General features: G+C 46.7%; 7 protein-coding genes and 2 pseudogenes. All 9 read left to right on the top strand.

What is annotated here, in order from left to right:
• Nucleotides 1-48: 48 nt before the first annotated feature.
• Nucleotides 49-1,407, top strand: a pseudogene (locus DFP94_RS09195) (glycoside-pentoside-hexuronide (GPH):cation symporter).
• A gap of 936 nt (nucleotides 1,408-2,343) precedes the next feature.
• Complete coding sequence (locus tag DFP94_RS09180) at nucleotides 2,344-4,083, top strand: sensor histidine kinase (RefSeq protein WP_181873081.1); 1,740 nt, start codon at nucleotides 2,344-2,346, stop codon at nucleotides 4,081-4,083.
• A complete protein-coding gene (locus tag DFP94_RS09175; protein ID WP_114496164.1) occupies nucleotides 4,080-5,714 on the top strand; it encodes a response regulator in 1,635 nt (544 codons plus the stop codon). The genes DFP94_RS09180 and DFP94_RS09175 overlap by 4 nt, the downstream gene beginning before the upstream one ends.
• Nucleotides 5,715-5,906: 192 nt before the next feature.
• A complete protein-coding gene (locus tag DFP94_RS09170; protein WP_114496163.1) occupies nucleotides 5,907-6,764 on the top strand; it encodes an ABC transporter permease in 858 nt (285 codons plus the stop codon).
• Nucleotides 6,765-6,791: 27 nt separating this feature from the next.
• Nucleotides 6,792-7,682: a carbohydrate ABC transporter permease gene (locus DFP94_RS09165; protein WP_114496162.1), complete on the top strand. Its 891-nt coding sequence runs from the start codon at nucleotides 6,792-6,794 to the stop codon at nucleotides 7,680-7,682.
• A gap of 44 nt (nucleotides 7,683-7,726) precedes the next feature.
• Nucleotides 7,727-9,442, top strand: coding sequence for an extracellular solute-binding protein (locus tag DFP94_RS09160; protein ID WP_181873080.1), 1,716 nt, complete (start codon nucleotides 7,727-7,729; stop codon nucleotides 9,440-9,442).
• A gap of 21 nt (nucleotides 9,443-9,463) precedes the next feature.
• Nucleotides 9,464-10,888 carry a glycoside hydrolase family protein gene (locus DFP94_RS09155; protein ID WP_114496159.1) on the top strand — a complete coding sequence of 475 codons (1,425 nt, stop codon included), beginning with the start codon at nucleotides 9,464-9,466 and terminating at the stop codon, nucleotides 10,886-10,888.
• 562 nt (nucleotides 10,889-11,450) lie between these two features.
• Nucleotides 11,451-11,948 (top strand): annotated as a pseudogene (locus DFP94_RS25990) (GrpB family protein); the annotation flags it as partial.
• 9 nt (nucleotides 11,949-11,957) lie between these two features.
• Nucleotides 11,958-12,866: a GNAT family N-acetyltransferase gene (locus tag DFP94_RS26405; RefSeq protein ID WP_342768236.1), complete on the top strand. Its 909-nt coding sequence runs from the start codon at nucleotides 11,958-11,960 to the stop codon at nucleotides 12,864-12,866.
• Nucleotides 12,867-12,877 lie beyond the last annotated feature (11 nt).

Here is a 12,877-nt window from a genome sequence, read left to right as displayed (position 1 = left end):
CCGATTGCTTTTTGAAAATTGAACACGTTTTCATCTGGAGGGTACACTATGGCACTGAAAGAAGAGTCGAATCAAAAGCTGTCATTATTGGAAAAGGTAAGCTACGGTTTAGGAGATACTGGCTCAAACTTGATTTATGCGGTGGTTACGACTTATTTAACTTTTTACTTTACAGATGTATATGGTATCGGTGCTGCTGCTGTCGGTACGCTGCTGTTAGTTGCAAGACTTGTTGATATGCTCGATAGTCCCATCTTCGGAATATTGATTGATAAAACGAATACAAGATGGGGGAAATCGAGACCGTGGATATTGTGGTCATGCTTTCCATTTACTATCGTTACCATTTTATTGTTTATGGGGCCTGAGTTAAGTGCTTCCGGGAAGCTGGTATATGCCTACATTTTCTATATCGCTTCCAATGTATTGTATACAGCAGTTAATAATCCATTAACTACGCTGCTTCCAAGCTTGTCCAGTGATGTTCAAGAAAGAACGGTTGCAAATACGTTTCGGATGTTTGGCGGACAATTTGGTGGGTTACTTGTTAACTTGACCTTGCTGCCGCTTGTTGCATTTTTTGGTAACGGCGATTAGCAAAAAGGCTTCTTCCATACTATGATTCTTTTTGGCGCAGTGGGAATGGTCATGTTCTTGATTACGTTTTTTAACACGAAAGAACGTGTTCAGGATAGATCCGGAGGCAAATCGTTGCCACTAAAAGAGAGTGTCAAATCAATTAAAGGCAATATGCCATGGATTGCAGGAGTTTTGCTGGGGGTAGTTTTTTTTATCATGTACGTGATTAAATTGTCATCTGGCATCTATTATATTACCTACAATCTTGATAAGCCCGATCTTGTAACAACAGTAAACACGCTTGGTTCGTTAACCCTGATAGGAATCATTTTTGTACCGTTTCTATCCAAGAAGTATAGTAAAAAGACACTGATTATTTCAGGAATGGTCATCAATATTGTGGGGCAATTAATTATTCATTTTAGTGGACAAAGTACAGCATTGGTGCTTACAGGTACAGTCATAGGTGCAATCGGCTTTGGATTGCCAGTAGGCTTGCTATTTGCATTAATTGCGGATACCGTTGACTATGGTGAATGGAAATCAGGGGTCCGGGCGCAGGGATTGCTTGCTTCGACCGCTTCCGGTATTGCAATCAAACTAGGATCTGGTCTTGGCGGAGCTATCCCGGCCTGGTTGCTTGCAGCAGGAGGTTATGTTGCTAATCAAACTCAAACCTCATCCGCACTTCAAATGATAGAAATCAGCTTCATTTGGCTGCCCATTATTTTAAGCGTATTGTCGATTCTCATCCTGGTTTTTCTATATAAGTGGGAAAAACCGCATCATGAAATTATTGCGGAATTGGAAGTAAGAAGAGCGCAATAAATTCTATTAAACATGGGTCAACATCATCGACACAAGCAGCAAACCGGTTCGTATTAATAGCGGACAGGTTTGCTGCTTTTCTTTCTCATTAATCTTAAGATTAAATTCAGATTTTCCTGCCCTTTATCTACAGATTTATCCATTATGGTTGGAGCCAAGCTCTTCTTTGCCACCACCACCTTATAAGTAAATAAAAATCACTGTTTATATCATACCGTAAATTATACAGACCACTTCCTATGACTGTATTGTTGTATTGTTCAAAATCACTCCATGTTAGGGAGTTTCCTTTTTTAAAGATAATCCATTTAACATTTATATTCACCACAGCACCTCCTTCGATTGGCTGGACTTGTCCGCGCTGGACGGGATTGAAGATGAGGTGCGGAATATATTCCGTGGTTCGCTCTTTGTGGACGAAGCTCGCTCTAATGCGATTTGTCAGGCTCTACGCGGGCGCATTGAGCGTTTGCTGGAGATCATTCATATTCGTGAGCCACAGCTTTCAGGGATTGCTCATCATTTTAGCTGAAGAAATCTCCGGGTTTTAGTCGAGATCTTTAATTTTTCATTTACATGTGACTGCCTTCAATTGCTATATTGATGTTGCTGTTCGGGCCAGGACTCCGGCTCCGGCGCTGGAGGCTGGATTTTTTGGTCAGTGGTTTGTTATTATTTAAACGCTTCCAATTTAGTGCTATGATCAACTTGATAGCATAACAATACGGTATTTGGATGACAAGCATAAAAGTGTGGCAGGATTGGCAGGCGTGGCCGTATCAACGGTGTCCGCTTCATTAATCATTCGGGCGCCATTAAGCCGGAAACACGCAGAAAGTGAAGGATGCGATCAATAGAATAGATTATATTCCTAATAAGGTCGACCGAAACTTCAAAATGCAAAAATCGAAGAGGGTAGCACAGGGGGCAGACAACATGATAAAAGCGAAGCCTAACGACAGCAATCTGGTGTTCAGAATGATTTATAAACGGTTTCTTCTTATCATCGCCGCGATTCTGACGATAAGCATCGTGCTTGGAGTGATGCTTTTCTTCCGCAGTCAGGGCTATTACTCGGACGTTATTTATAACAAGCAAGTAGAACGATTAGGTTTCGTCAATAGAAGCATTGAGAATGAAATCGAAATTGTTAAACGGGTTCAGTACAATGTGATGATGGATGACAGTATTGAAAGCATCCGGTATTTCTATGAATCCAGCACGTTTTTTGAGCGATATGAAATGATGGAAGCTATGATGGGTCAAATGGAAGCTTTGAAGAACAGTAGCAGGCTTGTCGCCGATGCCAAAATTTACTTTAAATCTGTCAACAAAGTAGTTGGCAGCGGCGAAATCAATGATCTGGATCCCGCAGTATGGAACGATTTCGAGCGTGATTTATTTACAGACTCCTCCCCCGTCCAGAAATATCATGATCGGCTTATAATTTGGGAAGCGCTTACAGAATCGCCCGGAAGTGGGCTCCCCGACTGCGTCATTATCGTCGACCTGAATAAGAGGGCGATTGAGGAGCAGTTGAAATACGCTCAATTAACGGATCAGGATATTATCGCTTTAGTGGACCGGCATCATAATATTATCGTGTCCAGCACAGTTGACGGTTACTCCCTGCTTAATGATACCCCGGTATTGCAAAAGCAAATAAAGCTGAACGGGCAGAAATATGATGTGATCCAAAGCGAATCAAGTTTTTTGGAAACCAGGCTGTTCTGGCTCTATGTCGATAATACAAATCAAGTTGTAGTAGGCATTAGTCTGACGATTTTGCTCATTTTTATCGTCATCATCGGGCTCATTATTTTGTCCGGATTTCTCGATTCCTATCGCCGTGTGTACAATCCTTTGAAGATCTTGCTGGAAGATGCCTTCCAGCAGGTCAGGGCGGGCAATTTCAAATATAGAATTACAAAATACGAGAAGTCGCATCTGGCTCCTTTGTACAGCAGCTTCAATGAAATGGTTAGCCGTATAGACAACCTGATTGAGAAGGATTTGAAGCAGCAGTTGCTCATCAGCCATGCCCAGCTCAAACATCTTCAAGCCCAGATCAATCCCCATTTTATGTACAATAGCTACTATCTTCTTTACCGCATGATCAAGATGAGGGATTACGAGAATAGCGTTTTATTATGCGAGCATCTTGGCAAGTTTTATGAATATATTACGCGGGACGGAGAGGATGAGAAAATGCTTCGCGAAGAAGTGGAGCATGCCCGCGTCTATGCTGCCATTCAAAGCTACCGGTTCGGGCACCGGGTCCGTGTTGAATTCGGCGATTTGCCGGAGAGCTGGGCATATGAGCCGATCCCCCGGTTAATTATTCAGCCGCTGCTCGAGAACGCATTCCACTATGTCTTTGAGAAGGTATCCTCCAGCGGCGGCAATATTCTTCGCATCTCTTTTCATCAGGATGATAAAGGACTGATCATTTGTGTTGAGAATAGCGGGAATGAAGATGAGCATACCATTCGGGAAATAAGCAATCTTATTCTGAGAGGAAACCGGGACGGCCAAGTGACGGCTTTGTCCAATATTCATAAACGGCTGCAAATATTTTTCGGCCCTGAATCCGGTCTTGCAATTGACAAGTCCGACCTTGGCGGTTTTCGCGTTGAAATTCATATCCCGGGACAAAGGACGGTGCAAGCCGAATGAATCCAAATGACCGCAAGCTGTTAATTGTTGACGATGAGCCGATTATTGCCGATGGTCTCCAAATGCTCTTCGAAGAGCAGAGACAATTAAAGCTGGATGTATCGGCGACCTGTTCGTCTATGGAAGCTATCGAATTATTCGAAAGGGTGCGGCCGGATGTCGTTCTGCTCGACATTCAAATGCCGGGAATATCCGGATTGGAGCTGGCCGGCCGGATGAAAAGTTTCCATCCGGAGGTCAAAATTATATTCCTCACCGGCTATGACCAATTCGATTATGCCTATAAAGCGATCAAGCAGGACGCCTTCGATTATGTGCTCAAAACGGAAGGCGACGATAAAGTCATCGCCGCCGTCACGACCGCTCTCGACCGGCTTGAATATGAACAGAAGCTCCAGATGGAATTTCGCCATGCCCAAATCCAGCTCTCCAGCATGTTTCCCGTCTTCAGGCAAAACTTGCTCGTTGCCTTACTTGCGGAGCAAATGTCCGACTTGCCGGAAATGGCGCCTTCAATGGTTGAAATCGATGAGATGTTTCGGCCCGGCCGGAAAGTAGTCCTTATTTTGGGCCGTTTCGGTGCAGACCGGTTGCCGCTGGCGACCAGGGGCATCGTTCAATTAACGGTAGAGCAAATTTTGCAAGCCCAACTGTTGTCCGAAACGTTCCGAATTGTGAGCGTTCCCTACTCGGAGGATATTGTCTGGTTCATTATCGGTCAGGAGCAAATGGTTATGCCATCGATGCTTGTCTCGCTTCTGGAGGACACGCAATCGATTCTGAACAATCAGGCAGGCTGCCCGCTATCCTTCGCGGTAGCAAGCGAAGAGGTGTCTTGGCTTGAAGTTGGCCGGAAATATCAAGCGCTTAGAAGGATCATGGTCCAGTTCAATCTGCACCGCCAGGAAGGTATCGTTGTAGAGGGCGCATTCTATCAGGACAAAGCGGCGATGGAGGAAGAAAGGGAATATTCGAATCTTGTCCGTATGCTGCCACGGGTTGGAATATTGGAGGCGCATTTGCAAAACGGCCATCAGGAGTCATTTCTAAAGTTGATGAACGAATTTTGTCAAGTGCTGTCCGGCATTTTCAGCCGTCGTTCCTTGCATGCCATGGAGCTATATCTGTCCGTTTGCAGAGTTCTCCTGACCTATATTAACGAGAATCAGTTAAGCGGCAAATTATCGCCCGAGCTCGATTTGTCGCTGCTGTACAACCCTGATTCAATGACCGCTTGGGCTGAAAGGGCCCATTTTCTCTCCAAAACAGCGGCAGCATTATGCGATGCAGCAGAGATGGTGCGTAAATACAATACCGAATCGACAATTGCCCGGATAAAGGATTATATTAATCATCATTTGTCGTCCGATCTTTCGCTGACTGCGCTGGGCAAAGCAACGGGCTTCAATCCCTCTTATCTCTCCCGCATGTTCAAACGGGACGAGGGCATCGGGCTGCATGATTATATTACCGATTGCCGAATCAATCTTGCCAAATCACTCTTGATGAACACGAATATGAAGATTTACGAAATTGCCCAAAAAAGCGGATATGACAACTCCAATTATTTTATCCGGACGTTCAAGCTACTGGTCGGACAAACGCCGCAGGAATACCGTAACCAGGACTAACCCTCTGCTGTGGCCAACAAGTAAAGAAATGAAAGTAAAAGTATAAATGTTAGCATTCCAATGGAAGCGGAAAAATTCAATAATTAAGATGCGATCGCAAATGAAAACGCTTTAATCAAGGAGGGGATCGACATCATTGCTTCCGGTAGAGCAAAGAAAAAATGGTTTATCAAGGAACTTCCGTTTCATGCCATGCTGTTGCCTGCCGTAATTATAACGATTATTTTCCGCTATGTGCCGATAGGCGGGTTGTCCGTTGCTTTTATGGATTATCAGACAGTTTTCAGTTTTTTCGAACAGGAATGGGTAGGGTGGGACAATTTTACCTACATTTTTAACCTTCCCGGGTTTTATAGCGTGTTGTGGAATACTTTCTTCATTGCTGTCATGAAGATTATCGGCAATTTGATTGTGCCCGTTGCGTTTGCGCTGCTGCTGAATGAGGTTCGGCACAGACGGTACAAGCAATCGGTGCAAACGCTGCTCTATTTGCCGCATTTCTTATCCTGGGTTGCGCTTGCCGGCGTTCTGGTCGATATTCTATCGCCATCTTCGGGAATATTGAACAATGTGCTCATTTTTTTCGGAGTAGACCCGATCTTCTTCCTCGGTAACCCGGATATATTTCCTTACACTCTTGTCATTACAGATGTTTGGAAGGAGTTCGGCTGGGGGACGATTATTTATCTGGCGGCCATCACGACGATCGATCCGACGCAGTACGAGGCGGCGATCATCGATGGGGCGGGTAAATGGAAACAGACAATGCATGTGACGCTGCCTGCGCTGGCTCCGGTCATTATCCTGCTCACCGTGCTTGGAATCGGCAATGTGCTTCAGGCCGGTTTTGACCAGGTCTACAATTTGTACAGTCCGCAAGTATACAGCACCGGCGACATCATTGATACGCTTGTTTACCGGATCGGTGTAGTGGATGTGCAGTTCGGCCCTGCAGCGGCAGTCGGATTTTTCAAATCGGTCGTTTCCTTTTTATTAATCGTTACAGGTTATAGGCTGGCTCACCGATGGGCCGGGTACCGGGTCTTTTAGCCGCCTTTTATGAAAGGGGTTGCAACAATGGAAACAACGAATCCTTCGAGGAAGATTTTTCAGATCTTTAACATTACTGTACTCACTTTCATGGCATTCCTTTGTCTGCTGCCGATTTTGAATCTGGTTGCGGTATCCTTCAGCTCGCGTTCGGTCGTTGAAGCGAATCAGGTCGGCCTCTGGCCTAAAGGATTTAATATAAGCTCCTATGAGTACATTTTCAGCAATTCGCAATTTTTTAAATCGTTGTGGATTACGGTTCAGAGAACGTTTCTCGGCTTGATCGTCGAGCTAAGCTTAACGATTCTCGTTGCCTATCCACTATCCAAAACTAACAGAATCTTTCGGCTCAGAGGCATGTACGTCTGGTTTTTTATGGTGACGATGGTGTTTCATGGGGGACTTATTCCTACCTATCTGGTCGTCAATGAGCTTCAATTGGTCAATTCCATATGGGCATTGATTCTACCGGAAGCAATCGTCATGTTTAACGTACTGCTGTTGCTGAACTTTTTCCGGGCGATTCCTAATGAACTGGAGGAAGCCGCATTAATAGACGGTGCCGGCTGGTTTGTAACGCTTACGAGGGTCTATCTGCCTTTGAGTCTGCCTTCGCTGGCGACGATCACCTTATTTATTTTGGTAAGACATTGGAATTCATGGTTTGACGGCTTAATCTACATGAATTTGCCGGATCAATATCCATTGATGACTTATTTGCAGACGATGGTGTTGAATCTGGATTTGTCGCAGCTCTCTTCCACGGCATTGGCCAACAATCCGTCGATGCTGGAAATAACGGGGCGATCCCTCAGATCTGCGATGATTCTGTCCTGTACACTTCCGATTCTACTGGCATACCCGTTTCTGCAAAGATTTTTCGTCAAGGGCATGCTTCTCGGCAGCGTCAAAGGATAATGCATAATCAGCTTTGTATGGATAATGATGAGGGGGGAATTTGCATGGTACAACGGAAAGGTAAACAAACAGCTCTAATTCTGTCGCTTGTCCTGATGATGATAACGATTGCTGCCTGCGGGAATGACACGAACGGGAAGGAGCCGCCGTCAGGCAATGACAGCACGGCGACTGTAAGGCCGGAAAACGACGGACCTTTGGCTAAATACGAACCGGCGATTGAGCTTACAGCTATGAAAAACCTGTACGGCGACGAGCGTTATTTGCCGGGAGATGATCTAAACAATAACGTGTGGACCCGCGCCTATGAGGAAGAGCTGGGCATCAAGGTCAATTACAAATGGGCCGTTGCGGGGGAAGGTTTCCAGCAGAAGGTGACGATGTCTATCGCCTCCAATGATTTGCCGGATATAATGACACTTCCCGCCAAAGATTATTTTACATTGGCCAAGGCCGGCAAATTGGCCGACCTGACTCCGTATTTTGACAAATATGCTTCGGATACGCTGAAATCGACATTAAATGCGGACGGCGGCAAACAGATGAAAACCGCTTATGTAGACGGCAAATTATACGGGATTCCTCAGACCGGAGGCTCGGACGCCACTGCGGATATGATCTGGATTCGTCAGGACTGGCTGGAAAACCTGAACCTGTCTGTGCCGGAAACATTGGACGATGTGATTGAAATAGCCAGAGCGTTCAGAAACGGCGATCCAGACAAGAACGGCGTCAAGGATACATTCGGCATCGGTTTCCAAAAGGATCTGACCAGCTCAACCGGCAGCTTTGAAGGATTTTTCGCTGCTTACCACGCCTACGGGAAAGCCTGGATTCGAGGAGAAGATGGAAAAATAACTTACGGAGCGATTAAACCGGGAATGAAGGACGCTCTGGCCAAGCTGAGGGAGATGTTTGCAGAAGACTTGATCGACGTCGAGTTCGGAGTTAAGGACTGGAAGAAGGTCGGTGAAGATATCGCGGCGGGAAAAATCGGCCTTTTCTATGGAAGAGAAGGATTGCCATGGATGAGCGCCAAGGATGCGATCGTCAACAATCCGAAGGCGGAATGGATATCGGTTCCTATCGTATCTTCCGACGGCAAACCTGCTAAACCTGCAACTAATGTAACGATGGAGCGCTATTTTGCCGTTCGGGCTGACGTCCAATATCCCGAGGCGCTAATTAAAATTATTAATCTGTTCCAGGACAGAATCAACAATCCCAAGACAACGATGGATATGCTGAACAAGTTTGGCGTTGATCCCGCAAGCGGCATCAACTTTGCCGCCTACGCCTTCGGAGGGCTGGACCCGTCCGAGGATAAGCCGAATATGTACTACAAGCAAATCAATGATGTGCTGGAAGGAAAAGAGCAGCTGGACAATATTCATCCTGAGGCGGTTCGTTATTACAATACGATCAAAAATTATATAGACAAGGGCATGGATAAGGGAGCCGATCCGCTCGGCTGGAACTATTACAAGTTTCTCGGCCCGGAAAGCTCATGGAAAATAATTAGTCATTACCGTGAGAACAACCTTTTTGAGCGCTCGGCCTGGTTTGGGCTTCCGACCAAGACGATGAGCCAGAAAGGCGCCACGTTGGATAAGTTGCAGGAAGAAACTTTTATTAAAATTTTGACGGGAAGCGCGCCGGTATCCGATTATGATACTTTTGTTGCAAGCTGGAAGAAGCTCGGCGGCGATCAGATTACGGAAGAAGTGAATGAATGGTATAACAGCACCTTTGAAAATTAAAGGCGGGAGAGGAGAAACGCTATGAAACAAGGCAGCAGACAACGATTCTATATGCATGAAGAAGAGCGCAAGAACATGCCGGGAATGGATACGTGCGGAGATTTCATGCCGTTCTATCATGACGGTGTGCATCATCTGTACTATTTGCATAAATACTGTATCTATGAAGTAACAACAAAGGACTTTGTCAGCTACGGGGAGCCTCGCCTTGCTATCGCCTGCGGCAGTCCGGAGGAGCAGGATTGGCATATCGGCACAGGCAGCGTCGTAGAGCGGGACGGTGTGTTCCACTTCTACTATACGGGGTTCAATGAGAGCAACCGGGATACGGAAGGCAAGCATGAGCAAGTGCTTATGCGCGCAATCAGCGATGATCTGATCCAATGGCGGAAGGACCCCTCCTTCTTCATCTCGCCCTATACGGAGCATTACGGTGATCTGCACTGGAGAGATCCGCAAGTATTCTGGAATGATCAAGCGGGTGAATATTGGATGGCCGTCACCACAACGGAGAAGAGCGGCCCTATGAACCGCAGCGGCTGCACGCATATTATGAGGTCTGCCGATCTGGAGCAGTGGGAGCACGGGGAGATGATCTATGCGCCGCGCTCTTATGCCACACATGAATGCCACGATATTTTTCAAATGGGCAACTGGTGGTATATGGTGTTCTCCAATTATACGCGCTGGTGGGAAACCCGTTACCGTATGGCGAAAAGACCGGAAGGCCCATGGTTCATACCCCCATATGATGATATGTTCGACGGCAGAGGCTACTATGCGGCCAAGACCGTTTCCAATGGGACTAGCCGGTATCTTGTAGGCTGGCAAGCCATTCGATCGAATATGGATGACATGAGTCCGTATCAATGGGGCGGAAGCACACTGGTGCATGAGTTGGTCCAGCATCCCGATGGAACGCTTGGCGTGAAGCTGATCCCCGCGATTCAGGACAGCTTCGGGCAGGAACTGCCGCAAGCCCCTGCCGCCCATCTGGGCGTGTGGGATTCGGACACAGCAGCGATTACCGGGAAGGAGCCTTACGGATTCGGCTGGATCGAGCTCGGCCGCATGGCTGGCGACTGTCTGATTGAAACTTCGGTTCAGTGGTCAAACGATACGCAAGCCTGCGGAATTATGCTGCATACGAGCGGAGCCGGGCTGGAGAAATGGTGTCAGGTTCGATTGGAGCCACAGCGCAACAGACTTGTATTCGACCGCTCCAACAAATTTGACGGCCATCATTTGTTCGTGGAGGAGCGCTATCTTCCACTGGACGGCATCTCCGGGGCCGACATAAAAATCGTCGCCAGCGGAAATATCATACTCATCTATGTGAACAACACGGCGCTTGCGACACGGGCATACAATTACGAGCCCGGCAGCTTCGGATTGTTTGTCGAGCACGGCGAGGCTGCATTCTCCAATATAACAATATCTGAATAACTTCTTGTTTCAGGGGAAGAGTGAAGGGCTTCATGTCTGCAAACAGCTAACAATACTACGGCATTGTAAAACTCCTGAGTTTCCTCCCGAGGAAATTCAGGAGCTTTTTGCATACTGGGAATTTGCAAGGTATTGCTCATTACTTGAGCTGAAGAAAGCTTTGATCTGATTAGAGTCTATTTGTTGTCAAAAAATATCTTGGCTTGCTTTGCGTCTTCTTTTTGTATTCAATTGCTCAATTGGCTAACAACACCGTGTTCATCCATAGAAGAAAAATGATTTCCATTATGGATATCCACTACAATCTGATTGATTCCAAACCACAGTTTGAGTGGAGCTGGAAGCTTTTTTATCAATTACATGATTACCTGAATTTTCGCTAAGTAAACAAACAATCGGGCTATTTTCAGGAAAATCGTTGGCCGAATTTCGAAAAAATTATTGTCTCCTTGTTAAAAAACGGTAACTCTGGTTCAATATCATAGATAGGGGTTTTAATTATGGATAAAAAACCCCGGGTAGTGGTAATTGACTGGTTATGAATGAGTTATGGGGGGACGAGATGGATCCGACGATAGCGATTTCGCTAAACAGCGATGAATGGGCTTTGGAGTTTCAACAGGAAGCCGGCAAGATCATGGCGGCTATTGGAGATAAAGCGATCTGCATCGAACACATCGGGAGCACAGCGGTGCCGGGGCTGAAAGCAAAACCGGTGATTGATATGATGATTGGGATTGCCAATCTCCATGACGCCGAATTGTGGATAGAGCCGCTGGCTCGACTGGGGTATGAGTATGTACCTAAAGCGGAGTTTCCCAGGCGGCGGTTTTTCAGAAGGGGGGAATGGAGAGCAGGGACCCACCATCTGCATGTATATGGGCACAACAGTACGGAGTGGCGGGAAAAGATCCTGTTCCGGGATTATCTAAAGCGGCATCCGGAGGCATTGAGACAATACCAGAGTCTAAAGGAAGAGTTGGCCGCCAAATTCCGAAATGATCGAGTAGCCTATACCCAAGGAAAAGCCGACTTTATACGTTCTATTATTGATAAAGCATGGGGAGAAATGACGAAATATAAAATGGAAGAGTTGAGCGCGGAAAAACTGGAGAAGTTTTTTGCTTATTGCAGGAAGCATCGCCAAGAAGTGGACGAATCATTTTTGTACGAAGAGGATTTACGTGACTTTGCGATTGGCGAAGATAACCCGACCTATATCGCCTTGGATCCCGCAGGGGACATGGTAGCCGCAGCCTCACTCATTAAGGATGCTTACCATCGCAAGGGGCGTCGAGGACGGTTCCGGATTTTTTATTCCGAGGTGGACGATTTTGCACTATACGGTCATTTATTGAGGTCGATTGTACAGCATGGGGAAGGGCTGGATCAGCTCTTTGTTTTTGTTCCGACCATGCAAGAGAGAATGATGGAGATGCTGGGGAAATTGGATTTTAAGCTGGAGCGGTATGCTTTCATCCTGGTTCATAAGCAACTGGAAAAACCGGCTTACTCCGTGCCTGACGGATATACGCTCGAGGCTTTTCGGTTGGGAGTAGATGAGGAGGCATGGGCGGAAGTCCGCAACGCGGGCTTCGCCACACTGAGAGGGAATGAAACGCCGGTAACGCCGGAAATGGTGGCGAAAATGGCTGCGAGAGACGATGCTTTGGAAGGCGGGATGCTGGTTTTGTATCATGGGGGACGGCCCGTAGGAATTGTGCGGGGTACGCGCGATAAATACGAAGGAGCGCCGATTATGAATATCGGACCGCTTGCTCTTATCCCTGAGTATCAAGGGAGGGGACTGGGACGGATGCTGCTGAGAGCGGCTTTGTCATTTGCGGTCGAGCAGGGTTACGCTCAAGCGATCCTTTGTGTAAACGCCGAGAATGAACGGGCCAAGGGCCTCTATCTTCAGGAGGGGTTTAGTCAGGTGGAAGCGGCGGCGAATTACCGATATGATCTGGGAAACTGAATGCGGGTAAA

Origin of the sequence: Fontibacillus phaseoli (assembly GCF_003337355.1) — a bacterium.
Lineage (GTDB): Bacteria > Bacillota > Bacilli > Paenibacillales > Paenibacillaceae > Fontibacillus > Fontibacillus phaseoli.
Note: the sequence above shows the minus strand (reverse complement) of the source record. Positions and strands in the feature narration are given on the sequence as shown.

What these genes read in the sequence shown, in the direction of transcription:
- DFP94_RS09180 (WP_181873081.1), top strand. Translation starts at nt 2,344, where the DNA reads ATGATAAAAGCGAAGCCTAACGACAGCAATCTGGTGTTCAGAATGATT.
- DFP94_RS09175 (WP_114496164.1), top strand. Translation starts at nt 4,080, where the DNA reads ATGAATCCAAATGACCGCAAGCTGTTAATTGTTGACGATGAGCCGATT.
- DFP94_RS09170 (WP_114496163.1), top strand. Translation starts at nt 5,907, where the DNA reads ATGCTGTTGCCTGCCGTAATTATAACGATTATTTTCCGCTATGTGCCG.
- DFP94_RS09165 (WP_114496162.1), top strand. Translation starts at nt 6,792, where the DNA reads ATGGAAACAACGAATCCTTCGAGGAAGATTTTTCAGATCTTTAACATT.
- DFP94_RS09160 (WP_181873080.1), top strand. Translation starts at nt 7,727, where the DNA reads ATGGTACAACGGAAAGGTAAACAAACAGCTCTAATTCTGTCGCTTGTC.
- DFP94_RS09155 (WP_114496159.1), top strand. Translation starts at nt 9,464, where the DNA reads ATGAAACAAGGCAGCAGACAACGATTCTATATGCATGAAGAAGAGCGC.
- DFP94_RS26405 (WP_342768236.1), top strand. Translation starts at nt 11,958, where the DNA reads ATGACGAAATATAAAATGGAAGAGTTGAGCGCGGAAAAACTGGAGAAG.